General features: G+C 72.2%; 22 protein-coding genes. 3 read left to right on the top strand and 19 right to left on the bottom strand.

The window, feature by feature from the left end; all coding sequences use genetic code 11:
* Complete coding sequence (locus ACQPXS_RS38375) at positions 1 to 1,317, bottom strand: ABC transporter substrate-binding protein (protein WP_433454035.1); 1,317 nt, start codon at positions 1,315 to 1,317, stop codon at positions 1 to 3.
* 301 nt (positions 1,318 to 1,618) lie between these two features.
* Here ACQPXS_RS38375 and ACQPXS_RS38370 point away from each other — a divergent pair, with 301 nt between their 5' ends.
* The gene (locus ACQPXS_RS38370; RefSeq protein ID WP_433454034.1) at positions 1,619 to 3,229 is read left to right on the top strand and encodes an ROK family protein; all 1,611 of its coding nucleotides are present in this window, start codon (positions 1,619 to 1,621) and stop codon (positions 3,227 to 3,229) included.
* A 105-nt stretch (positions 3,230 to 3,334) separates the two neighbouring features.
* On the opposite strand, the gene fusA is transcribed toward ACQPXS_RS38370, so the two are convergent.
* On the bottom strand, positions 3,335 to 5,392 hold the full coding sequence (gene fusA / locus ACQPXS_RS38365; RefSeq protein ID WP_433454033.1) for an elongation factor G: 2,058 nt from the start codon (positions 5,390 to 5,392) through the stop codon (positions 3,335 to 3,337).
* A 319-nt stretch (positions 5,393 to 5,711) separates the two neighbouring features.
* Positions 5,712 to 6,698 carry a nucleotidyl transferase AbiEii/AbiGii toxin family protein gene (locus ACQPXS_RS38360; protein ID WP_433454032.1) on the bottom strand — a complete coding sequence of 329 codons (987 nt, stop codon included), beginning with the start codon at positions 6,696 to 6,698 and terminating at the stop codon, positions 5,712 to 5,714.
* A gap of 160 nt (positions 6,699 to 6,858) precedes the next feature.
* Here ACQPXS_RS38360 and ACQPXS_RS38355 point away from each other — a divergent pair, with 160 nt between their 5' ends.
* Entirely contained in the window at positions 6,859 to 7,941 is a 1,083-nt protein-coding gene (locus tag ACQPXS_RS38355) for a MerR family transcriptional regulator (protein ID WP_433454031.1), read from the top strand.
* Positions 7,942 to 8,070: 129 nt separating this feature from the next.
* Here ACQPXS_RS38355 and ACQPXS_RS38350 read toward each other — a convergent pair whose 3' ends face one another.
* On the bottom strand, positions 8,071 to 8,544 hold the full coding sequence (locus ACQPXS_RS38350; protein ID WP_433456150.1) for a substrate-binding domain-containing protein: 474 nt from the start codon (positions 8,542 to 8,544) through the stop codon (positions 8,071 to 8,073).
* Between the two features lie 113 nt (positions 8,545 to 8,657).
* Positions 8,658 to 9,032, bottom strand: coding sequence for an ATP-binding cassette domain-containing protein (locus tag ACQPXS_RS38345; RefSeq protein ID WP_433454030.1), 375 nt, complete (start codon positions 9,030 to 9,032; stop codon positions 8,658 to 8,660).
* Between the two features lie 386 nt (positions 9,033 to 9,418).
* Between ACQPXS_RS38345 and ACQPXS_RS38340 the strand changes: the two genes are divergently transcribed.
* On the top strand, positions 9,419 to 10,471 hold the full coding sequence (locus ACQPXS_RS38340; RefSeq protein ID WP_433454029.1) for a LacI family DNA-binding transcriptional regulator: 1,053 nt from the start codon (positions 9,419 to 9,421) through the stop codon (positions 10,469 to 10,471).
* Between the two features lie 70 nt (positions 10,472 to 10,541).
* Here ACQPXS_RS38340 and ACQPXS_RS38335 read toward each other — a convergent pair whose 3' ends face one another.
* The 14 genes from ACQPXS_RS38335 to ACQPXS_RS38270 form a co-directional block, all read right to left on the bottom strand.
* Positions 10,542 to 11,549, bottom strand: a complete 1,008-nt coding sequence (locus ACQPXS_RS38335) for a sugar phosphate isomerase/epimerase family protein (protein WP_356310912.1) — start codon at positions 11,547 to 11,549, stop codon at positions 10,542 to 10,544.
* A gap of 48 nt (positions 11,550 to 11,597) precedes the next feature.
* The gene (locus tag ACQPXS_RS38330) at positions 11,598 to 12,995 is read right to left on the bottom strand and encodes an alkaline phosphatase family protein (RefSeq protein ID WP_433454028.1); all 1,398 of its coding nucleotides are present in this window, start codon (positions 12,993 to 12,995) and stop codon (positions 11,598 to 11,600) included.
* A complete protein-coding gene (gene eboE, locus ACQPXS_RS38325; RefSeq protein ID WP_433454027.1) occupies positions 12,992 to 14,158 on the bottom strand; it encodes a metabolite traffic protein EboE in 1,167 nt (388 codons plus the stop codon). The genes ACQPXS_RS38330 and eboE overlap by 4 nt, the downstream gene beginning before the upstream one ends.
* A gap of 2 nt (positions 14,159 to 14,160) precedes the next feature.
* Complete coding sequence (locus tag ACQPXS_RS38320; protein ID WP_433454026.1) at positions 14,161 to 15,027, bottom strand: TatD family hydrolase; 867 nt, start codon at positions 15,025 to 15,027, stop codon at positions 14,161 to 14,163.
* A complete protein-coding gene (locus tag ACQPXS_RS38315) occupies positions 15,027 to 15,719 on the bottom strand; it encodes an EboA domain-containing protein (RefSeq protein ID WP_433454025.1) in 693 nt (230 codons plus the stop codon). Before ACQPXS_RS38315 ends, ACQPXS_RS38320 begins: the two co-directional genes overlap by 1 nt.
* Positions 15,716 to 16,615: a sugar phosphate isomerase/epimerase family protein gene (locus ACQPXS_RS38310; protein ID WP_433454024.1), complete on the bottom strand. Its 900-nt coding sequence runs from the start codon at positions 16,613 to 16,615 to the stop codon at positions 15,716 to 15,718. Before ACQPXS_RS38310 ends, ACQPXS_RS38315 begins: the two co-directional genes overlap by 4 nt.
* Positions 16,612 to 17,619: an SCO3242 family prenyltransferase gene (locus ACQPXS_RS38305; RefSeq protein ID WP_433454023.1), complete on the bottom strand. Its 1,008-nt coding sequence runs from the start codon at positions 17,617 to 17,619 to the stop codon at positions 16,612 to 16,614. The genes ACQPXS_RS38310 and ACQPXS_RS38305 overlap by 4 nt, the downstream gene beginning before the upstream one ends.
* A complete protein-coding gene (locus ACQPXS_RS38300) occupies positions 17,616 to 18,782 on the bottom strand; it encodes an inositol-3-phosphate synthase (RefSeq protein WP_433454022.1) in 1,167 nt (388 codons plus the stop codon). Before ACQPXS_RS38300 ends, ACQPXS_RS38305 begins: the two co-directional genes overlap by 4 nt.
* 74 nt (positions 18,783 to 18,856) lie before the next feature.
* The gene (locus ACQPXS_RS38295; RefSeq protein WP_433454021.1) at positions 18,857 to 19,363 is read right to left on the bottom strand and encodes a hypothetical protein; all 507 of its coding nucleotides are present in this window, start codon (positions 19,361 to 19,363) and stop codon (positions 18,857 to 18,859) included.
* 103 nt (positions 19,364 to 19,466) lie between these two features.
* Complete coding sequence (locus ACQPXS_RS38290) at positions 19,467 to 20,270, bottom strand: ThuA domain-containing protein (RefSeq protein ID WP_365323087.1); 804 nt, start codon at positions 20,268 to 20,270, stop codon at positions 19,467 to 19,469.
* A 41-nt stretch (positions 20,271 to 20,311) separates the two neighbouring features.
* Complete coding sequence (locus tag ACQPXS_RS38285) at positions 20,312 to 21,376, bottom strand: substrate-binding domain-containing protein (RefSeq protein WP_356310898.1); 1,065 nt, start codon at positions 21,374 to 21,376, stop codon at positions 20,312 to 20,314.
* A 133-nt stretch (positions 21,377 to 21,509) separates the two neighbouring features.
* Entirely contained in the window at positions 21,510 to 22,571 is a 1,062-nt protein-coding gene (locus tag ACQPXS_RS38280; RefSeq protein ID WP_365323089.1) for an ABC transporter permease, read from the bottom strand.
* Positions 22,568 to 24,079 (bottom strand): sugar ABC transporter ATP-binding protein, encoded by a 1,512-nt coding sequence (locus tag ACQPXS_RS38275; RefSeq protein ID WP_433454020.1) that lies wholly within the window; start codon positions 24,077 to 24,079, stop codon positions 22,568 to 22,570. Before ACQPXS_RS38275 ends, ACQPXS_RS38280 begins: the two co-directional genes overlap by 4 nt.
* A gap of 661 nt (positions 24,080 to 24,740) precedes the next feature.
* On the bottom strand, positions 24,741 to 25,997 hold the full coding sequence (locus ACQPXS_RS38270) for a Gfo/Idh/MocA family protein (protein WP_433454019.1): 1,257 nt from the start codon (positions 25,995 to 25,997) through the stop codon (positions 24,741 to 24,743).
* Positions 25,998 to 26,028: the final 31 nt, after the last annotated feature.

Genomic DNA, 26,028 nt, shown 5'->3' with positions numbered 1-26,028 from the left:
TCACGCCGCCGGCATCTGCTGCTGGGCCTTCTGCAGCGCGGCCTTGACCGAGTCGGTGGTCACGGCGCGGCCGGCGGCGGCGTCGGCGAACAGGTCCTTGACGGCCGTACCGACCGCCGTCTCGAACTGCGACTCGGACGCGACCTGCGGCAGCGCGGCCGCGCTGGTGGCGAGGGTGTTCTTCAGCACGGCGGTGGCGGGGGCGCTGAACGCGGCGTCCGACTGGGCCGACTTGACCGGAGGGATGGAGCTGTAGGCCGTGTTGAGGATCTTCTGCTCGTCGTCGGAGGTCATGAACTTCACGAACTTCGTGGCGCCGTCGAGGTTGTGGGTGTTCTTGAAGACGGCGAGGTTGATGCCCGCGACCATCGAGTTGACCTGGGTGCCGGTGCCGGGGGTGCCGGAGATCACCGGGACCGGCGCGATGCCGTAGGCGTCCTCGCTCATGCCCTGGGACTTGAGGTTGGCGGCAGCGGACTGCCACAGCAGCATCGCCTGCTTGCCCTTGGCGAAGTCGCTGACGGACTGGTTCTGCGCGTACTCGGCGTCGCCGGTCGGTATGACCTTGTCCTTGGCCATCAAATCGACGTAACTCTTCACCGCCTCCACCACCTTGGGGTTGGTGAAGTCCGGCTTGCCGTCGGCGGTGAAGAAGTCGGCGCCGTGCTGCTTGGCGAAGACGAAGACGTGGTGGATGTTCTCCGACAGGTTCGAGCCCTCGGCGCCGAGCGCGGACTTGCCCTTGGCCTGGATCTTCTTGCCGTCGGCGACCAGTTCGTCCCAGGTGGCCGGCGGCTTGCCGATCCCCGCGTCGGCGAAGATCTTCTTGTTGTAGTAGAGGGCGTAGGCCATCGAGTACAGCGGGACCGCGGCCGGGTCCTTGCCCGCCGCGCCGGTCGAGCCGAGCGCGGAGTCGACGAACCGGTCCTTGCCGCCGATCTTGGCGAAGTTCTTGGTGTCCCACGGCAGCAGCGCGCCGGTCGCCTGCAGCGAGGCGCTCCAGGTGTTGCCGATGTTCAGCACGTCGGGGCCCTGGCCCGAGGTGGTCGCGGTGAGGATCCGGTTGAGCAGGTCGGACCAGGGCACGACCTCCAGCTTCACCTTGATGCCGGTCTGCTTCTGGAACTTGTCGAGTTCGGGCTGGAGGACCTGCTTGTCGACGGCGATGCTGGCGCCCTGGTTGGAGGCCCAGTACGTCAGCGTCTTCGGCGAGTCGTTGGACCCGCCGCCGCTGGACGAGCCGCCTCCGCAGGCCGTGGCCGCGAGGACGAGAGACAGGGTGACGGCGCCTGTGGCCGCGGCTCGGATGCTGCGCATGGCTCCTGGTGTCCCTTTCCGGGAGTCGAGAACCCCGAGGCTGCTCACGGAAGCCGGCACCTGTGCGGACCCGTTCGGCTCCCGAAGCCCCTCATGGCTTAATTTAGGACGTGAGTTAAACCTCAAGAGAAACGCTCGTCAAGAGATGCGGCAACGGCAAACGGCCGCAGAGGCCGGAAAAGCGCGGAGAAACGCCGGGAAACAGGGAGGCCAGGTGGCAGCGGTGGGCGGCCGTACGGTGCGTGACCTGCGACGGGAGAGCCGGAGCGCCGTTCTGCAACGGTTGTATGTCGATGGGCCGATGAGCCGGCACGCGCTGGGCCCGGCGACCGGCCTGAGTTCGGGCTCCGTGAGCAACGTCGTGACCGGACTGCTCGCCGACGGCCTGCTGGAGGAGGCGGGCGTGGTCGGCACGGACGCGGGCCGGCCGAGCCGCCTGCTGCGGATACGGCCGGACAGCGGACGGCTGATCGGGGTGGACGTCGGCGAGACCCGGGTCCGGGTGGAACTGCTCGACCTCGGGCTCGCCGAACTCGGTCGCGCCGAGCGTCCGTTGGGGCCGCGCGGATACGACGTCGAGGCCGTCGTCGGCCATGTCGCGGACGGGATCGCCGATGTGCTCAAGGTGGCCGGAGTCCCCGGCTCGGACCTGCTCGGCGTCGGCATCGGCGTGCCCGGCATCGTCGAGGACACCGGGCGGCAGGGCGCCGTCGTGCACGGGCAGACGGTCGGCTGGGACGCGGTACCGCTGGAACGGCTGCTGCGGGCCTCGGTCCCGCTCCCCTCGCACATCCCCTACTTCATCGACAACGGCGCCAAGGCGCTGGGGCAGGCGGAGATGTGGTTCGGCGCGGGTCGCGGCGCCCGCAACGCCGTGGTGGTGCTGTTCGGCTCGGGCGTCGGCGCGTGCGTGGTCACCGAGGAGGCGGCGCGGGGCCGGGCGGTGGAGTGGGGGCATCTGACGGTACGGGTCGGGGGGCGCCGCTGCCGGTGCGGGTCGCTCGGCTGCCTGGAGGCGTACGCGGGGGCGTCGGCGCTGGTGGCGCGCTGGCGGGAGGCGGGCGGGCGGCCTTCGGCCGGGGCCGACGAGGAACAGGCACTGACCGAACTGCTGGCGGCGGCCCGGGCCGAGGACGGCGGGGCGACCGACGTCACGGCCGTGGCGGGGCTTGACGGCAACAACCCGCCCGGCCTGACGGCCGCCAACGGCAACCCAGCCAACCCGACGGCCGCTGTCGCGCCTGGCGGCGGCAACACCGTCGGCTCTGCGGCTACGGCAGGCCGTGCCAGCAGCAACCCGGCCAACCCGACGGCCGCGGTCGAGCCTGGCGGCGGCAACACCGTCGGCTCTGCGGCTATGGCAGGCCGTGAGGGCGGCAACGCGAGCGACCCGACGGCCACGACCGGCCCTGACCGCAGCGACACAGTCGGCCTCACGGCTACGACAGTCCCTGACGGCAGCAACACGGGCGACCCCGCGGCCACGGCAGGCCCTGGCTGCGGCGACACCGGCTACCCGGCGGCCGTAGCCGAGCCCCGCGGCAACCGCGAACCCGATCCGGTGGCCGTGGCCGTGCTCGACGAGACCGCCGAGTACCTCGGCGCCGGTCTGTCCGATCTGATCAACCTCTTCCAGCCCGAGCGCGTTCTGATCGGCGGCTGGGCCGGGCTCCAACTCGGTGGCGCCTTCCTGGACCAGGTCCGCACCCACGCCCTGGCCCGAGCCCTTCGCCACCCCGCGGGCCGCGTCCGCATCGAACTGGGCAGGCTGGGCCCTGACGCGGTGACCGTGGGGGCGGCGGTCCTCCCCCTCGCCGCGTTCTTCTCGTCCGGCGGCCGACGCCCACGGCCGGCGCCGGACGGGGAGACGGCACCGGCTTGGCGGGCGGCGGTGGAGGGGAGGTTGGTGTGAGGGGTGATTGTGGGTGGGATGGGTGGTGGAGGATTCCGCCGGCACCCCCACGCAGGGCCCGCACCACCGCTCGCCCGGTCGGCTGGTGGTGCGGGCCCCGGTCCGCTAGCGGACCGGCACCGGTCGAGGTGCCGGGGCGTAACCGGCGGGACGGGTCGTGAAGGTGCCGCGGCCCTGGGTGCGGCTGCGCAACCGGGTTGCGTAGCCGAACAGTTCGGCCAGCGGCACGGTCGCCGTCAGGACCGCCGCGCCGCCCCGGTTCCCGGAGCCGCCGACCCGGCCGCGCCGGGCCGCCAGGTCGCCGAGGACCGAGCCGACGGCGTCCTCCGGCACGGTCACCGTGACCTCGGCGACCGGCTCCAGCAGGGCCGTCGTACAGGCGCGCAGGGCCTCGCGGAGTCCGAGCCGGCCGGCGGTGCGGAAGGCCGTGTCGGAGGAGTCCTTCACGTGGGTGGATCCGTCGGTGAGCGTGACGCGGAGCCCGGTCACCGGGTGCCCGTCGAGCGGACCCTCGGCGAGCGCGTCCCGGCAGCCGGCCTCCACCGCGCGCACGTACTCCTGCGGCACCGCCCCGCCGACCACGGCGGAACGGAACTCGAAGCCGGTGGCGCCGACTTCGGGCCCCAGTGGCTCCACGTCGAGCACGACATGCGCGAACTGGCCGACGCCGCCGTCCTGTTTGACATGCCGGAACACGTACCCCGTCACGCCCTCGACGACCGTCTCGCGGTAGGCGACCCGAGGCCGGCCCACGGCCACCTCCGGTCCCCCGTCGCGGCGGATCTTCTCCACCGCGACCTCCAGGTGCAGTTCGCCCATGCCGGACAGCACGGTCTGCCCGGTCTCGGTGTCGGTGCGCACCACCAGCGAGGGATCCTCCTCGGCCAGCCGCGCCAGCGCCGTCGCCAGCCGGCCGGTGTCCGTGGCGCGCCGGGCCTCGACCGCGACGGACACCACGGGCTCGGCGGCCACCGGCGGTTCCAGGAGCAGCGGCGCGCCGGGGTCGCACAGCGTGGAGCCGGCCCGCGCCGACTTCACCCCGGCGAGCGCGACGATGTCCCCGGCGACCGCCCGGTCGAGCCGGTCGTGCCGGTCCGCCATGACCCGCACGATGCGTGCCACGCGCTCGGTGCGCCCGGTGCCCGGCTCCCACACGGTGTCTCCCTTCTCGATCGTGCCCGAGTACACGCGCACGTAGGCCAGCCGCCCGGTGGCGCTCGCGTTCACCTTGAACACGAGCCCCGCGAAAGGCGTCTCGGGATCGGCGACGCGCTCCTGCCCGGTCCCCTCGTGGACGCCGCGTACGGCGGGGACGTCCAGCGGAGAGGGCAGGTAGGCCACGACCGCGTCGAGCAACGGTTCGATGCCGCGGTTGCGGTAGGCCGAGCCGCACAGGACGACCACGCCGTCCCCGGTGCGGGTGAGGTCGCGCAGGGTGGCGGCGAGGGTGTCGGCGCCCAGCGTCTCCCGGTCGCAGAACTCCTCCAGGGCGGCCGGGTGCAGCTCCGCCACGGTCTCCTCCAGCGCCCGGCGCCGCCGTACCGCCTCCTCGCGCAGCGACTCGGGCACGGGTCCCTCCACGGCCGTACCCGCGCCGTCGGCCCAGACCAGCGAGCGCATCCGTACGAGGTCCACCACACCCGTGAACCCGTCCTCCGCGCCGATGGGCAACTGGACCACGAGCGGTACCGGGTGCAACCGCCGCCGGATGGACGCGACGGCCCGGTCCAGGTCGGCGCCGGCCCGGTCCATCTTGTTGACGAACGCGATCCTCGGCACGCCGTGCCGGTCGGCCTGCCGCCACACCGACTCGCTCTGCGGCTCGACCCCGGCGACGGCGTCGAACACGGCCACCGCCCCGTCGAGGACGCGCAGGGAGCGCTCGACCTCGTCGGCGAAGTCGACGTGGCCGGGGGTGTCGATGAGGTTGATGCGGTGCCCGTCCCAGGCGCAGCTGACGGCGGCGGCGAAGATGGTGATGCCGCGGTCGCGTTCCTGCGGGTCGAAGTCGGTGACGGTGGTGCCGTCGTGCACCTCGCCCCGCTTGTGGGTGGTGCCCGTCGCGAACAGGATCCGCTCGGTGACGGTGGTCTTGCCCGCGTCCACGTGGGCGAGGATGCCGAGGTTGCGGACGGCGGCGAGGGTGGTGGTGTGAGTGCGCACGGCCCAGGGCCTTTCTGGGGATCGGGCCTGACATCGAGGCCCGAATCGGGAAAAAGGGCAGCGCGATTACCCGTGCGTCCGGGGTCAGCGGGGCGTCACGGGCGTCCGGTGCCGGCCGCGCAGCGGGCACCGGCACCACCGGGACACGAGGATCACCTCGTACCGGGAACGGGGAGCGAGGACAGCGGTGCGTGCGCGCACGGCCGGGCTCCCCTCTGTGTCGGACGAAAGGCACCGCCGTACGGTCGTGGCGGCGCTCGGTACGGGATGACGGTACGAGAGGGTCGTGGCCGGGGGCACGTGATTTTCCGGTACGGCCTCAGGAAGGAGCCAGCGCCCCGGCGAGACGGCGCAGCCAGTCCTGCGCGCTTCCCCGGACGGCCGGATACCGTTCCCGGAACGCTTCCCAGTCCACGTCCCAGCGGAGCACCGCGGCCGGGTCGAGGGCGGAGTGCGGGTCCGAGGGGCCGGCCGCCCGGTCGAAGACCTTCCGCAACAGGCGCGGTGGGAGCCCGTCGTCCACCGTCTCGGCGAGGAGGACCGCGTCGTACAGGTCCTTCCCCTGTGCGCGGCTTCCGTCCCGGCTGTCGTTGTGCAGCCAGAGCAGCTTCCAGGCCAGGGACAGCTCCCGGCTCGCCGTGCGCACCGGGACAGGGCTCCCGCCGTCGCCGCGCGGTATCAGGGTCCAGACGGGGGGTTCGGGCAGTGTTTCGTCCCGGGCGAAGTCCAGCCGTACCTCCCCGGACGGCAGGCCGTCGGCGTGCCAGGGGATGAGCAGGCGCACGCCCGGTGTGTCGTAGGCGGCGTAGGTCCACGTGCCGTCGACGCGCGCCTTCTCCGCGTCGAGGAGGAGGCCGGGGGCGGCCTCCGGGTGCCGTGCCACGCGTTCGAGCAGGTCCAGGTAAGGGGGTTCGGTCTCCACGGCGTCCTCCTCGGGGAGCCAGTGCAGCCCCTCGGGCGGCAGCAGCGGCCGCTGCCCGCCGGTGTCGAACTCCTCGTACGTCCACATCTCGTAGCGTGCGGCACCGTCGGCGGCCTCGGGCCACTGCTGGACGACGTCCAGCCGGTCGACGTACGGATAGGGGTCCAGCACATCCACTCCGACGGGCTCCTCCAGCACCACCCAGTCCAGGTCGCCGGGTTGGCGCGCCGCGTCCCCCACCCAGGCCAGCATGACCATGCTTCCGCGCAGGACCAGGGTTCCGCTCCAGGGTGCGTCCGCGATGAGGCGCAGGAGGTGGTCCAGCGCGGCGCGCCGGGCATGCGTCGTCTCGTCGGGCCCGCCGTGGCGTCGGTCTGGGGTCACGAGGGAGACGCTAGCGGTCGCCACCGACAACGCCATGGGCGGGCGGGAACCGCAGAGTCTCGGGTCAGGGGGCAGGATCGCCTTGCCGGAGTGACGGTTTCGGGCCGAGGTTGACCCTCGACCTTGTCGAGGCCTCAGAGTTCCGGGTGTGGAGAGCGAGATGCGCAGTATTGGAGAGATGGCCCGGGACAGCGGACTGAGCGTGAGCGCGCTTCGGTTCTACGACCGTGCCGGTGTACTGGTTCCGGCCTGGGTGGATCCGGTCAGCGGCTACCGCTGGTACGAGCCGGAGCAACTCGAAGAAGCCCGGCTGCTGGCCCGGTTGCGCCGGGCCGGCATGCCACTCGCGGACATCCGTCTGGTACTGGCCGGCTGGTCGAGCGTGGACACGCACCTGGTGCGCGGACTCTTCCAGGCGCATCTGCGCCGCCTCGAACTGGGCCTGGCCGACGCCCGCAACGAGTTCTCCGCACTCCGAGCCCTCCTCGACCACAGGGAGAACCCCATGACCTCGCTCCACGGCACCAACGCCCGGTTGTCCGTCTCCGCGCCGCAGCTCGCCGCAGCACTGGACGCGGTCCGTTTCGCGGCCGGTACCGACCCGGATCTGCCGATGCTCGACGGGATCCTGTTCGACTTGGCGGCCGACGAGCTGACCGTGGTGGCCACGGACCGCTACCGGATGGCCGTCGCGCAGGCCGCCGCCTCGGGGTACGACGGGCCGCGCGTTCAGGTCATCGTGCCGCTGCCGCTCGCCGATGCGATGCGGGCCCTGCTGCGGGGCGGGGAACCGGTGCGGCTCACGGTGGACGGTGGCCGCGTGTCGCTGGAGTCCGACGACCGCCAGGCGGCCGGCCAGTGCCTCGACCTCGACTTCCCCGACTACCGTCGTCTGGTTCATCCGCCGGCCGGCCGCCGGGCCCTGGTCGATGTCGCTGCTTTCCGGGAGGCGTTGGAGGCCGGTCCGGTCCGCGCCGGCCGGGTGCGCAAGCAGGACGGTGAGTCCTACGACGTCAGCGTGCTCAGGTTGGCGGACGACGGCACGGTGACCCTCTGCGAGGACGGTGAGGACGACCAGGACGACGTCGGTGTCAACCGCACGTTCCTGCTGGAGGCGCTCACCGCCGGCGCCCGGAGCGAGCTGATCCTGGAAGTGGGCGCGCCCACGGCCCCGCTGGCAGTCCGCCGGCCCGACGACGAGCAGACGTTCTCGATCTTGATGCCGGTCCGTCTCGAAGACTAGCCGCGCCGATCCGACGACTGCTTCGCCTCACGTCCCTGTCGTGACTGTGGTCGGAGGTTCATGGTCCGTGGCAGGAACCCGCGGCCGGGCGGCCATGGGTTCCCGCCAGGTGTCCGAGGGCGGGTCGGCTCAGCCGAGCTTGGCGGACATGTCGTACTGCGTGTAGATGTCGGCGGCGTTGTCCTTGGTGATCTGGGCGGTCTGCAGGGTCTGCTTCTTGTCGACCGTCTTGCCGTGTGCGATGGCCTCGGCGGTGGCCGCCGCCTCCTGGGCACCGGTCGGGTAGATGAAGGTGGTGTACATCTGGCCGAGCTGGACGGCGCGGATGCCGCCGGTCGGGATGGCGAGGCCGTCGATGCCGATGAACTTGATGCCGTCGGCCTTGTGAGCGCCGCGGGCGGCGAGGACGGCGCCGAGGGCCATGTCGTCGTTCTCGCCGTAGACGAGGTCGATCTTCTTGTTCTGGGCGAGCCAACGCTGCGTGATCGCGGTGGCGTTGACCTTCAGCCACTTCGCCTCCTGGTGGTACACGACGGTGATGCCGTGTCCGGCGATGGCGTCTCTGAAGCCCTTGTCGCGGTCGATCTGCGGCTGGTCGGACAGGGTGCCGCGGCCTCACCGGCCATCTTGCCGATCTTGTAGTTGTCGCCGCCGATGAAGGCCGTCGGCGAGCGCGGACGTCGGCTCGTCCAGCACCAGGATCCGCAGGGTGCCGTTCAGTGCCTTGGCCACCTCGACGAGCTGCTGCTCGGCGATGCGGCAGTCGCGGACCAGCCGCCCCGGGGCAGGGTGAGGCCGAGGTCGGCCAGCAGTTCCGCGGTGCGGGCGTGCATCGCCGCGCGGTCCAATGTGCCGCGTGCGGTGCGCAGTTCGCGGCCGAGGAAGACGTTGTCGGACACGGACAGCTCGGGCATCAGGTTGAGCTCCTGGTGGATCATCGCGATGCCGTGCTGCTGGGCGTGCTTCGGCGAGTGGATCCGCACCGGCTCGCCGTCGATCTCGATGGTGCCCGTGTAGTCGGCGTGGACTCCGGCGAGGATGTTCATCAGCGTCGATTTGCCGGCGCCGTTCTCGCCGAGCAGCGCCACCACCTCGCCGGGGTGGACGGTCAGTTCGACGCCTTGCTGATGCCTCGCATTCGCAGCAGGGCGGGCAGTGCGCCGCTCATGCCGGGCCGTCCGCGTTCATCCGCACCATTGCGGACCTCCATGTTGCACAGGTGACCTAGTAGGAATGGGTTTCGGGCGTCCCCGGCGGCAGGGCCGGGGACGCATGCGGGCGAGTCAAACCTTAGAAATCGATTTCAATTGACCGCGCAGCAAGCTCCTCCTATACAGGAGAAATGGTTCATAAAGGCTGCCTTGCAGTGGCCGTTGACCTGCCGTTGCCCTTGAAATCCTTTTCAGAGAGAACGTAGGGTTTGATCTCCGAGAGTGTCAAGAGTCCTGTACGGGTCGGGCAAGAGGTCGGAGGACCTATGACGACGATCAACGACGTGGCCCAGGCCGCCGGGGTCTCCCCCGCGACCGTCTCCCGGGTCCTGAACGGGGGCCGCGTCACGGCCGAGCGCGCGGAACGGGTGCGGCGCGCGGCGGCCGAGCTGGGCTTCGCCCCCAACCGGGTCGCCCGTTCGCTGCGGATGCAGCGCAGCAGCGTCATCGGACTGATCATCCCGGACATCGAGAACCCGTTCTTCACGGCGCTGGCCCGCGGCGTCGAGGACGCCGCCCAGCGGACCAGCTACTCGGTGGTGCTGTGCAACACCGACGGGAACCTCGACAAGGAACGGCGCTATCTGGACATCGCGATCGCCGAGCGGATGGCGGGCGTCATCGTGGCCGCCGCGTCCCGTGGCCGCACCGACGTGTCCGCCCTGCAGAGCCGCGGCATCCCGGTGGTCGCGGTGGACCGCCGCCCCCGCGGGGCCGGGGTGGACGCCGTGCTGGTGGACAACGAGGAGGGCAGCGCGGCCGCCACCGCCCACCTGCTGGCCCGCGGCTACCGGCGCATCGCCTGCATCACCGGCCCGCAGGGCGCCTCCACCGCCGAGGAACGGCTCGCCGGCTACCGCAGCGCGCTCCAGGAGTTCCTCGCCGGCGACCAGGGTGATCCGGCTGCCGCGGCCGAGGGCGTGGACCTGCTGCGCGACTACACCCGGCACGCCGACTTCAAGGTCGAGGGCGGGTACACGGCGATGGCCGACCTGCTCGCGCTGCCGCAGCCACCGGACGCGGTCTTCGCAGCCAACAACCTGATGGCCGTCGGGGCGCTGCAGGCGGTGCGCGAGGCGGGTCTCGAACCGCCGGAGATCGGGGTCCTGTCGTTCGGCGAGGTGCCCTGGGCGCCGCTGACACGGCCCGGTCTGACCACGGTCCAGGTGCCCTCGTACGACCTGGGGTGGACCGCGGCCGGCCTGCTGCTGGACCGGATCGCCGGCAAGGAGCAGCCGCTGCGCACCGTGGTGCTGCGCAGTTCCCTCCAGGTGAGGCAGACCACGGCGGGGCCGGTGCGAGCCGAGGGGGCCGCCTGAGCCGACCCTCCTGGCACGCAAGAGACCCCTGCTGAACAGGGGTCTCAGCCGGTGTTCGAAGGGCCGGTCGTCAGTCGCCCGAGGAGAAGGCCGAGTCGAAGGACTGGGCCGACGGCTCGATCGCCACCAGCCCGCGGATGAACCGCAGGGCGTCCGGGGCGCCGACCAGGCGGTCCATGCCGGCGTCCTCCCACTCCACCGAGATGGGTCCGTCGTACCCGATCGAGTTGAGCATCCGGAAGCATGCCTCCCAGGGCACGTCACCGTGCCCGGTGGAGACGAAGTCCCAGCCGCGGCGCGGGTCGGCCCACGGCAGATGGGAACCGAGGCGGCCGTTGCGGCCGTTGAACCGCTTGACCGACTCCTTGCAGTCCACGTGATAGATGCGGTCCTTGAAGTCCCACAGGAAGCCGACCGGGTCCAGGTCCTGCCAGACGAAGTGCGACGGGTCGAAGTTGAGCCCGAACGCCTCGCGGTGGCCGATCGCCTCCAGGGTGCGCACCGTCGTCCAGTAGTCGTAGGCGATCTCCGAGGGGTGGACCTCGTGGGCGAAGCGCACGCCGACCTCGTCGAAGACGTCGAGGATGGGGTTCCACCGCTCGGCGAAGTCCGCGTAGCCGCGCTCGATCATCTCCGGCGGGACCGGCGGGAACATCGCCACCGTGTGCCAGATCGAGGACCCCGTGAACCCGACGACGGTCTTCACACCGAACGCGGCGGCGGCGCGCGCGGTGTCCTTGACCTCCTGCGCGGCGCGCTGCCGTACGCCCTCCGGCTCGCCGTCGCCCCAGATGCGCGCGGGGAGGATGCCTTTGTGGCGCTCGTCGATGGGGTGGTCGCACACGGCCTGGCCCGTCAGGTGGCAGGAGAGCGTCCAGCAGCGCAGGTTGTACTTCTCCAGCAGGGCGCGGCGGCGCGGGATGTAGTCGTCGTCGGCCAGGGCTTTGTCGACCTCGAAGTGGTCGCCCCAGCAGGCGATCTCCAACCCGTCGTACCCCCACTTGGCGGCCAGCCGGCACACCTCCTCGAACGGCATGTCGGCCCACTGACCGGTGAACAGGGTGATCGGGCGTGGCATCTCGGTTCCTCCGGTGGTTCGTCGCTCTGTGGTGACTCGGTTCGGCGGTCAGGGCGTCGGGGAAGTGCCCGGGGAGAGTCCGGCCAGGCGCAGCAGCAGGTCCTTGACCTCGGTGGCGCCGTAGTGGTCGCGCGCCTCGCCGGGTCGGGAGCACAGCAGCAGCGGGCCGTCGTCGGGGTGGTCGGGCAGCCGGCCGTGGCTGCCGCGTACCGGGGACGGGTCGAGGGGGACGACGCTCATGCGGTAGCGCATGCCGAGTTTCTTGCGGGCGAGCGCGGCGGCGGCGCGCAGTTTGACCGTGGGGTCCTTGGGGTCCATGAACAGCTCGGCCGGGTCGTAGCCGGGTTTGCGGTGGATCTCGACCAGGCGGGCGAAGTCCGGGGCGCGGTCGTCGTCGAGCCAGTAGTAGTACGTGAACCACGCGTCGGGCTCGGCGACCGCGACCAGGTCCCCGGCACGCGGGTGGTCGATGCCATACGCCTTCTTGCCGGCCTCGGTGAGCACCTCGGCCACGCCGTCGGTGCCGGCCAGCAGTTCGCGGACGCGCTCGGTGTCGGCCGGGTCGGCGACGTAGACGTGGGCGACCTGGTGGTCGGCGACGGCGAAGGCGGCCGATGTCCACGGGTCGAGGTATTCCATGCCGTCCTGGGTGTGGACGTGCAGCAGTCCGGCCCGGCGCAGGACGCGGTTGACGTCCACCGCCCTGGAGACGCCCGTGATGCCGTACTCGGAGAGGGCGACGACGGTGACCGAGCGTGCGGCGGCGGCGTCGAGCAGGGGGGCGAGGACGCGGTCGACGTCGGCGGCGGCCGCGGCGGCGCGGGGGTCGTCGGGGCCGTAGCGCTGCAGGTCGTAGTCGAGGTGGGGGACGTAGACGAGCGTGAGGTCGGGGGCGTGGGTGGTGAGGATGTGCCGGGCGGCGTCGGCGATCCACCGGGAGGAGGTGAGGGAGGCGGTGGGCCCCCAGTAGGTGAACAGCGGGAACGTGCCCAGCTTTTCGGTGAGTTCGTCGTGCAGGTGCGGGGGGTAGGTGTAGCAGTCTGGCTCTTTGCGGCCGTCGGAGTAGTAGATGGGGCGTGGGGTGACGGTCAGGTCGACGTCGGCTCCCATCGCGTACCACCAGCAGATGTTGGCGACGCGGTAGCCGGGGTGGGAGCGCCGTGCCGCGTCCCACAGCTTCTCCCCGCCGACGAGGGCGTTGTGCTGCCGCCACAGCAGCACGTCGCCGAGCTCGCGGAAGTACCAGCCGTTGCCGACGATGCCGTGGCCGGTGGCGGGCTGCCCGGTGAGCAGGGTGGACTGCACGGTGCAGGTGACGGCGGGGAACGCGGTGTCCAGGCGTGCGGCGAAGCCCGTCTCGCCCAGGGCGCGCAGCCGGGGCATGTGGGCGAGCAGCCGGGGGGTCATGCCCACCACGTCCAGGACGAGCAGGGGTGTGGGGCTCATGGGGCGACCTCCTTCAGGCCGAGCGCGATCAGGTGGTCGCGGGTGAAGGCGAGTTCGGCGGCGATGCCGTCGGCGAGGGCCTCGGGGCCCTGCGGGCGGGCGGCCTCGGGGAGCACTCCCCAGGTGTAGGTCTCGGCCTCCACGTGTGCGGTTCTGGCGGTGTCTCCGCCGAGCAGGGCGGCGAGGGTCGCCTCCAGTTCGGGGCGGGTCGTGGTCAGCGGGGGCTCCGGGTCGGCGTGCAGCGGCACGTGGAAGTGGACGCGCCAGGGGTCGCGGCCGGGCAGCCCGCCGGCGAGGGCGGCGTCCAGGTCGTCCACGGCCCGGGGCGGGGTGCCCTGCTCGCGGACCTGGTGCAGGAAGCGCGGCTCGGTGAAGGCGGCCAGAGCCGCTCGCGTCGCCGGATCGGAGGGGTCGTCGGCCTGCAGGGCGCAGGACGCCTGGGTCTTGACGACCGTGAGTCCGGCCGCGTCCAGGCGGGCGAGTGCGGCGGTCGGCTCCTCGAAGCCGACCGCCAGATGGCAGGCGTCCAGGCAGATGCCGATGCGGTCGGTGTCCACGCGGGCGAGGTGCCGGGCGGCCTCGGCGGAGGTCTCGACGACACAGCCCGGCTCGGGTTCCAGGCCGACCTTGATCGTGCGGCCCGTGCCGGCGGCGAGGGCGGCCAGGCCGCCGGCCAGCGTGTCGAGCGTACGGGCGGCCTCGTCGGCCTGCCGGGCCGTCCACGGGGTCCGCCAGCCCAGCGGCACGGTGGAGACGCTGCCGTACGCGGCGTCGTCGGGCAGCAGGGCCGCGAGCACGCGGGCGAGGTCCAGGGTGTAGTGCAGCCGGTCGGGCGTGGTCCAGTCCGGCCGGTAGACGGCGTGCTTGACGACGGGGTCGTGGAAGCCGCGGTAGGGGAAGCCGTTGAGGGTGACGACCTCCAGACCGCGAGCGGTCAGCTCCCGGCGGAGCCGGCCGACCGCGCCGCCGTCCGCGGCGAGGGCCGCCGCCGCGTCGCGGGCCAGCCACAGGCCCAGCCCGAGGACGGGCACGCCCAGCCGCTCGCGTACCGGCTCGGCGTGCCGGGCCAGTTGGGCGAGCACCCCGTCGAAGTCCTCGGCGGGGTGGACGTTGGTGCAGTACGCCATGTGGACGACCGTGCCGTCGGGGTGGAGCAGACGCACGGCTACACCTCCGCCCGAACGCCGCGCAGCACCGAGTTGCCCTCGAAGGTGGCGTCGGCGCCGGGCGTCTCCGTCTCGGCCGGCTCCAGTTTGCCGCTCTGGCCGTAGAAGGCGACGGGGTTGCGCCACAGGACGGTGTCCACGTCGTCGGCGCTGAAGCCGGCGGCGAGCATGGCGTCCCCGGTCCTCCGGGTCTTCAGGGGGTCGCTCCTGCCCCAGTCCGCGGCCGAGTTGACGAGGATGCGCTCGGTGCCGAACTCGCGGAGCACGGCGACCATGCGGCGCTCGTCCATCTTGGTGTCGGGGTAGATGGAGAACCCCATCCAGCAGCCCGAGTCGATCACCTGACGTACCGTCACTTCGTTGAGGTGGTCGACGAGGACCCGTTCCGGGGCGATGCCCGATTCCTTCACCACGGCGAGGGTGCGGTCGACGCCCGCGGCCTTGTCGCGGTGCGGTGTGTGGACCAGCGCCGGCAGGTCGTGGGTCACGGCGAGCTGCAGCTGGGCGGCGAACGCCTCGTCCTCCTCGGGCGTCATCGCGTCGTAGCCGATCTCGCCGACGGCGACCACGCCGTCCTTGAGCAGATAGCGCGGGAGGTGCTGGAGCACCTCCGTACAGCGCGGGTCGTTGGCCTCCTTGGGGTTGAGGGCGATGGTGCAGTGGTGGCGGATGCCGAACTGGGCGGCGCGGAACGGCTCCCAGCCGATGAGGGAGTCGAAGTAGTCCAGGAAACTGCCGACGGAGGTGCGCGGCTGGCCGAGCCAGAACGCGGGCTCCACCAGGGCGCGTACGCCGGCCGCGTGCATCGCCTCGTAGTCGTCGGTGGTGCGCGAGGTCATGTGGATGTGCGGGTCGAAGATGCGCATCACGCCTCCCGGGGGCTTCGGCGGTCGGTGGTCGCGGTCGGGACGGGTTCCAGGTCCCCGTGGCCGGGCGCCGGTACGTCCGGGAAGAGCGCGAGGATCGGTCCGATGTCGGCGGGCACCTCACGGCCCGCCGCGGTCCGCTCGTGGGCGTACGCGGCCATCATGCGGGCCATTTCGGCGTCCGCCCGGCCGGGCAGGCCCGGCAGCGCGGTCAGCGGGATGCCGGTGAAGACGCACTTGAGCACGCCCTGGCGGTAGGTTTCCGCGTCCAGGTGGTCGGTCGCGTAGTCGCCGAGGGCGGCCGCGATCAGCCGTGTGTCGTTGGTGCGCAGGGCGTCCCGCACCAGGGGCAGCGCGGCGTCGCCGACGGGCAGTACCGGCAGGGCGCGCAGCACGGCACGCCGTTCGGCCGCGTCACCGGTCCGGTAGAGCGCCCCGATCCGCTCCAGCAACGGGGTGCCGGTCAGCGGCAGCGCGGCCAGCAGGAGACAGCGGGCCGCGTCGTCCACCGTCCAGCCGTACGGGTCGCCGGGGTCCAGCCGGACGCGTCCGCATCGGCGTCCGGCCAGCGGGAACAGGCCGCCGACGACCGCGGGGTCGGCGGCCACCGAGGCGCACGCACCGGTGAGCCACTTCCAGCCCTTCTCGGTCATCCGGTCGGTCAGGGCGGTTCTGAGGTCGTCGGGTGTCATGCCATCTCCTCCTCGCGACGGACCGCGGGGTCGCACGACCGCAGGAAGTCCAGGGAGCGGCGGGCCACCCCCGGGGCGTCATGGCTGTGCCGGGGCAGCTCGACGGCGACCAGCCCGCGGTAGCCGGCCTCGTCGAGGGCGCCGAGCACGGGCGGGAAGTCGATCTCGCCGCTGCCGAACTCCAGGTGCTCGTGGGTGCCCCGGCGCATGTCGTCGATCTGCACGTTGACCAGCCGGCTGCCGGCCCGGCGCACGCACTCGGGCACCGGGTACGGCTCCAGGCAGCGGCAGTGGCCGATGTCGAGGGTCAGGCCGAACGGTGCCGGGTCGCCGAGCGCCGCGGCCAGCCTGGTGTATTCGTCGAGGGTCTCCACGAGCATCCCCGGTTCCGGTTCGAAGCCCAGCGGGACGCCCGCCTTGTCCGCCGCCTCGACGACTTCCGCGCATCCGGCGACCAGCCGGTCCCAGGCCGTCCGCGGATCGAGGTGCGCGGGCCGGACGCCCGCCCAGAAGGAGACGGCCTGCGCGCCGAGGTCGGCGCCGACGGCCACCGCCCGGCGCAGGAAATCCACCCTGCGTGCGCGTCCTTCGGTCGCGAGCAGGGTCGGCTCGTGCTTGTGCCAGGGGTCGAGCAGATAGCGTGCTCCGGTCTCGATCACCACGCTGAGCCCGAGCCGGTCCAGCCGCCGGGCGAGGGCCGTCGTCCGCGCGGCCAGGCCGGGCGCGAAGGGATCGAGGTGGTGGTGGTCGAGGGTGAGGGCCACTCCGTCGTAGCCGAGTCCGGCGATGACGGTGAGGGCGTCCTCCAGTCGGTGGTTGGCGAAGCCGTTGGTGCCGAACCCGTAGCGCAGGACGGGCTCGGCGGGCGTGTCGTCGCCGTGGCGGGATGCGGTCATGTCGGGGACACCCTCCTCGACAGGGCCCGGGCGAGCGGAAAGGCCGCGGCGAGCGGCAGGGCGGAGCGCACCGCGCCCGCGCCCGCGCTGAGCGCGGCCTGCAGCGGGATCAGGCCGAGGATTCCCGCGCCGACGGCCCTGCGGACCTTTGCCGGCGAGGGATCGGCGACGGCGTGCGCCTGGGCGCGGCCGGCCGTCGCGCCGTAGACGGCGAGCCCGCCCGCGACGGCCAGGTGGTGCCGGCGGCCGGTGCCCTGGCGGGCCGGGCGGGCGCGGAGCGCCGTCGCGGCGGCGACGGCGCCGGTGGCGGCGAGGGTCACCCCGGGCAGGCGCGGATCCGCGCCCGTGACCTCGGCGCGGCTGAGCGCTGTGACGGCGAGGGTGTGCCCGGCGACGGTCGCGGCCGCCGGGAGGGCGGGCCGCAGCCGGCCCGCGCGGGCACCGAGCAGGACGTCGAGTCCCCGGGCGGCCGCCATCACCGCGGGGCCCACCGGACGGGACTTGGCCCACAGGTCGTAGGCCCAGACGGTCGCCGCGAGCGGCACGGCGACCGTCAGCGCGCGACGGCCGTCGGCGACCGCGGCCAGGCCGAGGGCGGCCGCGGTCAGGGCCGTGGCGGTGCCCAGGGCGACGGGTGCGGCCACCCGGCCGGAGGGGATCGGCCGCTCGGGGCGTTCCACCGCGTCGAGATCGCGGTCGGCCCAGTCGTTGAGCGCCATCCCGGCCCAGTACAGGCAGACCGAGGAGGCGGCCAGGCCGGCCACGGCCGGGCCGGGGCGGCGGCCCGCGGCGGCCGCTCCGGCCAGGACGTCCCCCGGCACGGTGAACGCGGCCGGGGCGCGCACGAGTTCGGCGAGGTCGCGCAGGCGGCGGCCCGGCGACGTCGCGGCCCCGGCGGGCGCCGGGGCCGCGGATCCGGGGCGCGCGATCCCGGCCGGCCCTGTGTCCCCGTCTCCCCTCCGGACGGGGTCCGGGCCGGACCGGAGCACGGGCGGGCGCGTCACCGCCGGTCCCCGAGCCCGGCGGCGAAGGTCCGCAGCGTCTCGTACTGGGTCATCACGGCGTGCTCGTCGGTGCCGACGGGGTCCTTGAAGAAGAAGGCCAGCTCGCCGAGGGGACCGGAGATGCCCCGCTCCTGGGCCCGGGCCGTCAGCCGGGCGAGGTCGAGCACCAGGGGCGCGGCCAGTGCCGAGTCGCAACCGGCCCAGGTGAACTGGAGATTCATCCGCACGCCCAGGAACCCCTCGAACGTCACGTGGTCCCAGGCGGTCTTCCAGTCGCCGAGGGAGGGCACGTAGTCGATGTGGACCTCGCCCTCGACGGGGTGTCCCAGCGTCTCGTCGAGCACCCGCTGCTTGGAGGCCGCCTTGCTGGCCATCGCGGCCGGATCGGCGAGCGTCTCGCCGTCGCCGCCGCCGAGCAGATTGGTGCCGGACCAGCTCCGTACCCGCAGGCCCCGGGCGGCGAACACCGGCCCGAGGGTCGCTTTGAGCAGGGTCTCCCCGGTCTTGCCGTCGTTCCCGGCGTACGGCAGTCCGGCTTCCTCGGCCAGTTCCCGCAGGGCCGGGATCCGCATGCCGGTGGACGGCGTGAAGTCGACGTGGGCGCACCCGGCCGTGATCGCCGCCAGGGCGTACTGGGAGCTGGGCTGCAGCACGTCCTCGCCGGCGGCCAGCGCGGCGCGCAGGGCCCCGGCCGAGGTGTGTGCCGGGCGCGGCGTCAGGACCGGCTCGGTCGAGGACACGTTGACGACGACCACCCGTGCGAGGCCGTGCCGCTCGCGGAAGGCGTCGATGTCGGCCCGTGTCGCTTCCACGGCGTCCAGCCGGCTCATGTCCGCGTCCGGGAGGGGGGCGGGGCGTATCTCGGCGTCTGCGGCGGCCAGGTCGTCGTGGACGAGAGCCGGCAGCCCGTGGGGCAGCACGCCTGCCGCGACCAGTTGCTCGGCCCGCTTCGGCAGTGGCGTGCAGGCCACGTCGTGCCCGCCGAAGACCAGGTCGGACAGGGCGGGCAGGCCGGCGTCGGGGAAGCCCGGCTGCTCGGTGACGCACCCGGTCGGCCCGGTCAGCCCGGCCCGTATAGCGGCCGTGCCGGCGATGACCGTGGTGGCCACCGAACCGCGCGCCCCCGCCAGCCATATGCCCGTACGACTGCGTTGATCTGACATGTCGTCACCTCCGTCGGCCGGACGCGGTCGCGCCCGGCCGCTTCGTTCCTCGCTGTCGATGTGGCCGTCCCCGGTCACCTGCTTCCGCTCCCCTCCGGCCGGTCGTGCGGGGTGGTCGGGGCCTGGCCGTCGGGGGTCATCCGCAGGAAGACGTGCTGGTGGCCCGGCCCGGCGTCGATGTCGATCGCGTCGGGTTCGGTGGCCTCGATCGACCGGACGTCGACGGCCCTGTGCCGCTGCGAGGCCGTCGCGGCGGTGAGCGGCCGCGCCAGGGGGTCGGGCGCCGCGAGTCCCTGCCGGCGGGAGTTCACGGCGCTGTCGAGCGCGGGCATGGCGGTCGCCTGTGCGGTGAGCGCCTTGACCTGCCGGGTGTCGCGGGCGGCGTCCTGGGGGCGGACACGGTCGGCGGGTTGCCGGGCCGGGCCGGTGGAGGCCGTACGCCCTGCCGTCACCGGAACCGCCGCCGGGCCCGCCGGCTGGACGAGCCCGAGGCCGGTGCCGGTGCCGATGAGCAGCCCGGGGCGGGTGGCGTCCGGGTTCACCGGTGCCGTGCGGCGGCGGGCGGTCGTTGACGACGGCAAAGTGGGTCCTTTCGCTGTGCTGTGCCGACGTGCGGGTGGGCGGGAACCGCCTGCCCGGCGCGCCCGCTCGGACGGCGGCCGCGCCGGGGTGCGTCGGCGCCGGTCAGTCGGTGCTGTCCGGGTCGCAGTTGAACTTCGCCGCGCCGGCCGTCATCTCGATGCCGCCGAGGATGTGCGACAGGAACCGCGGCTCGGTGTAGCTCTCCGAGGTGTGGCCCATGCCGGTGTAGAAGGAGCGGCCGCCGTCGTAGGGGTGGCACCAGGAGATGGGGTGGTCGGCGCCCATCGAGCCGCCGTTGTAGCCGACCGGGTTGTACGTCCGCTCGTCCAGCGTGGCCAGGACGCGCACGTCGGCACGGGGATTGGACTGGTAGTTGTACCACTCGTCGGTGCGGATCCAGCGGTTGGGCAGGTCCCTGGTGGCCGCGGTGCCCTGGCCCGCGACGTTCACGGTCGCCTGCTGGATCGACGGGTGGTCCTTGAAGTACGCGCCGACCAGGCCGCCGTACCAGGCCCAGGTGTAGCCGGAGTCGGCGGCGGCGTGGATGCCGACGTAGCCGCCGCCGTGCTCGATGTAGCGCTGGAAGGCGTCCTTCTCGGACTGCTGGTCCAAGGGGTCGCCCGTGGTGGAGAGGAAGACGACCGTCTGGTACTTGGCCAGGTTGGCGTCGTTGAACTGGGTGGCGTCCTCGGTCGCGTCGACCGCGAAGCCGTTGTCCTGGCCGAGCTTCTCGATCGCCGCGACGCCGTCGGGGATGGAGGCGTGCCGGTAGCCGGTGGTCTTGGAGAACACCAGCACCTTGAACGCCGGTGTCGCGGCGTGTGCGGTGGCGGCGCTCGTGGCGGCGAGGGGCAGGGCCAGAGCGGCTGCCGAGAGCAGCGCGACGATACCTCTGCGGGACATCATCAACCTTTCGTGACCTGGGTGCGGGGACGGTGGGTGCCGGGTCAGCTGAAGGCGCCGGGAAGGTACTGGTCGACGTTCTCCTTGGTCACGGTGGCGGAGAACAGGGTCAGCGAGGACGGCAGGTCCTGCCCGACGAGGTCGCTCATGCCCTTGTGCTGGGCGATGAGCCGGGCGAGCTTGATGGCCGAGGCGGACATGTTCGACGGGTAGACGACCGTGGCCTTGAGCACGGAGTTGTCGGCCTTGATCTCCTGCATGGCGTGCTTTGAGCCGGCGCCGCCGACCATGAAGAACTCGCTTCGGCCGGCCTGCTTGATGGCCGCCTCGACGCCGATGCCCTGGTCGTCGTCGTGGTTCCACACCGCGTCGAGGTGCGAGCGCGCCTGCAGTACGTTGCTCATCACCTGCTGGCCGGAGTCGGCGGTGAAGTTGGCGGCCTGCCGGATGCCCACGCGGAAGCCGTACTTGGCCAGGCCCTGCTTGAATCCGGCGCTGCGCTGCTTGGTGAGTTCGAGGTTGTCGATCCCGGCGATCTCGCCGATCACGGGCGAGGAGACACCCTTGGCCTTGAGGGCCTTGCCGATGTAGAGGCCGGCGTTGAGGCCCATGCCGAAGTTGTCGCCGCCGACCCACGTCCGATAGGCGAGGGGTGAGTCGAAGACACGGTCGAGGTTGATCACGGGGATGCCGGCGTCCATCGCCTGCTGGGCCACGGCGGTCAGCGCCTTGCCGTCGAAGGGCAGGATCACCAGGGCGTCGACCTTCTTGCCGATCAGCGTCTGGACCTGGCTGATCTGCGCGTTGACGTCGTTGGTGCCCTCGACGGCCTCGAAGTGCACGTCGGAGTACTGCTTGGCCTGCGCCATGGCGTTCTTGGTGATGGCCGCCATCCAGCCGTGGTCGGCGGCCGGCGCCGAGAACCCGATCGACACGGCCTTGCCCGGCTTGTCGTTGTCGGTGCCGGCCTTGGTCGCCGCCTTGACGTCGTCGGTGGAGGCGTCGCTCTTGTTGCTGGTGCAGCCGGCGACGAGGGCTCCGCCGCCGAGTACCGCGCCGCTGAGGAGGAGCCTTCTACGGTCCAGTCCGCCGAGTCCGCGCTTGTCCATCTCGCTGAGTCCTTCCAGTCACGGGGTCCTGCCTGGGTTGTGCCTGCCGTGGTCGATGCGGACGTGCCGCGCGGCTGGGCCTGGGGCGGCGCGGGCGGCGACAGCGGGGGCGGAGCCGCCGTCCGCGCCGCTGCTACGGGGTGGCGGTGCTGCGTCCGCGTCGCTGGACCAGCACGGCGGCGACGATGATCAGGCCCTTGGCGATCTGCTGGATGTCGGTCGTGAGGTTGTTCAGCACGAAGATGTTGGTGATCGTGGTGAACACCAGGACGCCCAGGATCGAGCCGACGAGCGAGCCGCGGCCGCCGGTCAGCAGGGTTCCGCCGATGATCACCGCGGCGATCGAGTCCAGTTCGTACAGGTCGCCGAGGTTGCTGGCCCCGGAGGTGGTCCGCGCGGTCAGCATGATGGCGGCGATGCCGCAGCACAGCCCGGACAGGACGTACAGCACCACGGTGTGACGGCGTACGTCGAGGCCGGCGAGGCGCGCGGCCTCCTGGTTGCCGCCGATGGCGAACGTCCGGCGGCCGAAGGTGGTGCGGTTGAGCAGCACCCAGCCGACGAGCACGGCCACCGCCAGGATGTAGACCAGCAGCGGAATGCCGAGCCATTTGGTGGAGGCGATGGAGTTGAACGACTCGACCGTCACCACCTGGGACTGCCGGTCGGAGATCCGCTCGGCCAGGCCGCGGGCGCTCGCCATCATGGCGATGGTGGTGATGAACGCCACGATGTTGCCGTAGGCGATGATCAGGCCGTTGACGAGGCCGACGACCGCGCCCACGGCGAGCGCGCAGAAGACCATGCCGCCGAGTCCGTAGGACTGGGTGGCCACGGTGGTGCACCACACGGATGCGAGCGCCACGATGGCGCCGACGGACAGGTCGATGCCGCCGCCGATGATGATGAAGGTCTGCCCGATGGTGATGACCCCGATGACGGCCGCGCTGGTGAGGATGACCAGGGCGTTCTGGCGGGTCGCGAAGTTGCCCGAGGTCAGCGCGCCGATGACGCAGAGCAGGACGAGGACGGCGAACAGGCCCAGGTTGCGCACCCTGCCCATGTGCCCGAGGAAGGAGGGTCTGCCGCTCTTCCCGGGGGATGTGCCGGTCTGCCGGACGGATCCGGCCGGTGATCCCTGGCCGGTGGCGGGCAGCGGACCGCTCCCGCCGGGGGGACTGGTCTGCTGGCTCACGCGGAGCTCCCTTCCATGACGAGGTCGAGCACTTTCGATTCGTCGAGGTCCTGGGCGGCGGCCTCGCGGACCACCCGCCCCTCGCGCATCACGAGGACGCGGTCGGCGAGGCCGAGGACCTCGGGCACCTCGCTGGAGACGAGGAGCACACCGACTCCCGAGTCCGCGAGCCGCCGGATGAGCATGTAGAGCTCCGCCCGCGCTCCGACGTCCACGCCGCGGGTGGGCTCGTCCAGCAGCAGCAGCCGGCAGTCCTTGAGCAACCAGCGGGCGACGACGGCCTTCTGCTGGTTGCCGCCGGAGAGCGTGCGCACCGGCCGGGTCGGGTCGGGGGGCCGCAGGTCGAGGCTGCGGACCGCTTCGGTCGTGGCGGCCAGTTCGCTGCGGGAGTCGAGGAATCCGGCGCGGGCGAACCGTCGCAGCGAGGACATGGACACGTTGTGGGCGATGGAGGACTGCAGGAACAGCGCCTGGCTCTTGCGTTCCTCCGGGGCGAGCCCGAGGCCCGCCCGGACGGCGGCGGTGACACTGCCGGGCCGCAGGGCGGATCCCGCGACGCTGATGCGCCCGGCGGCCGGTCGCCTCGCTCCGTAGACGGTTTCGAGGATCTCCGAGCGGCCGGAGCCGACCAGGCCCGCCAGCCCGACGATCTCGCCGGCCCGGACGGTGAGGGAGATGTCGTGGAACTCCCCCGGGCGGCTGATGTGTTCGACCTCCAGGAGCACCGGCCGCTCGTCCGGGCCGGGGCGTTCGGGCCGGGGCGGGAAGACGTACTCGACGGTGCGGCCGGTCATCAGCGAGACCAGTTCGGAGGTGGGGGTGGTGCGCGCGGGCAGACCCCGGGCGACCGTGCGGCCGTCCTTGAGGACGGTGACGCGGTCCCCGATCCGGCGGATCTCCTCCATGCGGTGGGAGATGTAGACGACCGCCACGCCGGCGGCGGTGAGGTCGCCGATGATGCGGAAGAGGTTGTCCACCTCGTCGTGGGCGAGGACGGCGGACGGCTCGTCCATGATGATGAGCCGCGCGTCGTGCGAGAGGGCGCGTGCCATGGACACCAGTTGCTTGCCGGCCGCCGACAGCTCGCCCACCTCACGCGTGACGGGGATCTCCGGGTGCCCCAGCCTGCGCAGGAGTTGCCGGGCGGCGTCGTGCATCCGCGAGCGCCGGCTGAACCCCAGCCGGGACTGCTCGTGTCCCAGGTAGATGTTCTCCGCCACCGACAGGCCGTCGGCCAGGTCGAGTTCCTGGTAGATGGTGGCGATCCCGTGGCGCATGGCGGCCGTCGGGGTCGGGAGGGCCACCGGTTCGCCCTCCCAGGTGATGTGTCCCTCGTCGGGCTGGTGGGCGCCGGCGAGGACCTTGATGAGTGTCGACTTGCCGGCGCCGTTCTGGCCCAGCAGGCAGTGCACTTCTCCGGCGACCACGTCGAGGTCGACACCGTCGAGGGCCCGGACGCCGGGGAACTCCTTGACGACGCCTTGCATCTCGAGCAGCGGGGCACTCATGGGTCTCCCTCTGGTGCGGTGTCCGCCGGCCCGCACAGGGCCTGTGGCGGTTCTTCGGCTTCTCGTCACCGAGCCCTCGCGGACGGCCTCGGTGAGGAGGCTCGTGAGGGGCCCGACGTGTCGTGGAGGCAGGTGATCCGGGATGCGGGACGAGACCCGTCGTGGATCCTTGGCAAATTTCCTCGTCGGTGGACTTCGGTGGTCCGGGTCAGGGTGTTTCCCTTTGACTCCGAGCGTGCGTACCGGTTTTTCCGGAACAGGCCGCCCTCTGTCGCCCGGCGGGCTGAGAGGAAGGTAGTTCTCCTCGCGCGGTTTGAAAAGGGTCCGCGAACCGTTCATGCGCATCGTGGCCGGATGCGGCAACTGGTGTAACACTTTTGGGCAACCGGCATCGAGGAGGCCGGGCACCCCTCCCGCCTGCCCGTTACCCTTGAGTACCCGGAATATCAGGCGCGAGTGATGCGCGGACCTTAAACCGAGGCAGGCAGGTATTTCCGGAGCACACGGTCGAATATGCCCCGGCTTTTGCCAACGCCTGTCCTACCGGCGCCTGTCGTACGGCGATCGACCCCGGTGCGTCACATCCGGCCGCATCGACCGGCGTGAAAAAAGGTGTGCCTTTATGTGATTCCCGTCAGGGGTTTCCCAGAAATCCTCCTTTTCATGGAGCGACCGCGACGGGGTCGCCGGTGCCGGACCGCATCGGCGGGCTCCCCTGCTCGTCTTCCGCGTGCGCGACGGGCGTCCAGACGCTCCCGTTAGCGGCGCTGTGCTCCACCGCCGCCAGCACCTGCTGCACCCGCAGTCCGTCGGCGAAGGACGGCTCGGGGTCCCGGCCCTCGGCGATGGCGTGGATCAGGTCGCGCACCTGGTGCACGAAGGTGTGGTCGTAGCCGAGTCCGTGCCCCGGCGGCCACCATCCTTCGAGATAGGGGTGGTCCGGTTCGGTGACCAGGATCCGCCGGAAGCCCGCCGTGGCGGCCGGCTCCGTGTGGTCGTGGAAGTCCAGTTCGTTGAGGCGCTCCAGATCGAAGGCGATGCTGCCGCGGTCGCCGTTGATCTCGATGCGCAGGGCGTTCTTGCGGCCGGCGGCGACCCGCGTGGCCTCGAAGGACGCGACGGCGCCGCCGGGAAAGCGGCCGGTGAACAGGGCGGCGTCGTCCACCGTCACGGGTCCGCGCCGCGCGGCCCCGTCGGTGACGGCCGCGAGCCCCGACGACGCGGTGGGCAAGGGACGTTCGCGGATGAACGTCTCGGTCAGGGCGGAGACTCCCGACAGGGGCTCCCCGACGAGGAACTGGGCGAGGTCGACGATGTGGGCGCCGATGTCGCCCAGCGCGCCGGAGCCGGCGTGCTCCCGCTGCAGCCGCCACACCAGCGGGAACTCCGGGTCCACGATCCAGTCCTGGAGGTACTGCGCCCGTACGTGCCGCAGGGCGCCGAGGCGGCCGTCGGCGATGAGCCGGCGGGCGAGGGCGAGCGCCGGTGTGCGCCGATAGCTGAACCCCACCATGGAGCGCACGCCGCGACGCGAGGCCGCGGCCGCGGCGGCAGCCATCGCCTCCGCCTCCTCGACGGTGTTGGCGAGCGGCTTCTCGCACAACACGTGCTTGCCGGCCTCCAGCGCCGCGATCGCGATCTCGGCGTGGCTGGAACCGGGAGTGCAGATGTCCACCAACTGCACGTCGGGGCGGGCGATCAGGGCCCGCCAGTCGGTCTCGGTCGCCGCCCAGGCCTGGCGTCGGGCGGCTTCTTCCAGGGCCGCTCGCTCACGTCCGGCCAGGGCGGCCATGACCGGGCGCATGGGCAGATCGAAGGCGCAGGCTGCGGTGCGCCAGGCATGCGAGTGCGCGCGGCCCATGAAGGCGTACCCGATCATGCCCACCCCGATCGCGGGCGAGCCGTGCTGACTGTCCATAGGCGCTCCTGAGGAATGCTGGTGGGCGCGG

The organism is Streptomyces sp. CA-142005, from assembly GCF_050942335.1.
Classification (GTDB): Bacteria; Actinomycetota; Actinomycetes; order Streptomycetales; family Streptomycetaceae; genus Streptomyces.
Note: the sequence above shows the minus strand (reverse complement) of the source record. Positions and strands in the feature narration are given on the sequence as shown.

What these genes read in the sequence shown, in the direction of transcription:
- ACQPXS_RS38375 (WP_433454035.1), bottom strand. Translation starts at nt 1,317, where the DNA reads ATGCGCAGCATCCGAGCCGCGGCCACAGGCGCCGTCACCCTGTCTCTC.
- ACQPXS_RS38370 (WP_433454034.1), top strand. Translation starts at nt 1,619, where the DNA reads ATGAGCCGGCACGCGCTGGGCCCGGCGACCGGCCTGAGTTCGGGCTCC.
- ACQPXS_RS38355 (WP_433454031.1), top strand. Translation starts at nt 6,859, where the DNA reads ATGCGCAGTATTGGAGAGATGGCCCGGGACAGCGGACTGAGCGTGAGC.
- ACQPXS_RS38340 (WP_433454029.1), top strand. Translation starts at nt 9,419, where the DNA reads ATGACGACGATCAACGACGTGGCCCAGGCCGCCGGGGTCTCCCCCGCG.
- ACQPXS_RS38335 (WP_356310912.1), bottom strand. Translation starts at nt 11,549, where the DNA reads ATGCCACGCCCGATCACCCTGTTCACCGGTCAGTGGGCCGACATGCCG.
- ACQPXS_RS38330 (WP_433454028.1), bottom strand. Translation starts at nt 12,995, where the DNA reads ATGAGCCCCACACCCCTGCTCGTCCTGGACGTGGTGGGCATGACCCCC.
- ACQPXS_RS38320 (WP_433454026.1), bottom strand. Translation starts at nt 15,027, where the DNA reads ATGCGCATCTTCGACCCGCACATCCACATGACCTCGCGCACCACCGAC.
- ACQPXS_RS38315 (WP_433454025.1), bottom strand. Translation starts at nt 15,719, where the DNA reads ATGACACCCGACGACCTCAGAACCGCCCTGACCGACCGGATGACCGAG.
- ACQPXS_RS38310 (WP_433454024.1), bottom strand. Translation starts at nt 16,615, where the DNA reads ATGACCGCATCCCGCCACGGCGACGACACGCCCGCCGAGCCCGTCCTG.
- ACQPXS_RS38300 (WP_433454022.1), bottom strand. Translation starts at nt 18,782, where the DNA reads ATGTCAGATCAACGCAGTCGTACGGGCATATGGCTGGCGGGGGCGCGC.
- ACQPXS_RS38290 (WP_365323087.1), bottom strand. Translation starts at nt 20,270, where the DNA reads ATGATGTCCCGCAGAGGTATCGTCGCGCTGCTCTCGGCAGCCGCTCTG.
- ACQPXS_RS38285 (WP_356310898.1), bottom strand. Translation starts at nt 21,376, where the DNA reads ATGGACAAGCGCGGACTCGGCGGACTGGACCGTAGAAGGCTCCTCCTC.
- ACQPXS_RS38275 (WP_433454020.1), bottom strand. Translation starts at nt 24,079, where the DNA reads ATGAGTGCCCCGCTGCTCGAGATGCAAGGCGTCGTCAAGGAGTTCCCC.
- ACQPXS_RS38270 (WP_433454019.1), bottom strand. Translation starts at nt 25,997, where the DNA reads ATGGACAGTCAGCACGGCTCGCCCGCGATCGGGGTGGGCATGATCGGG.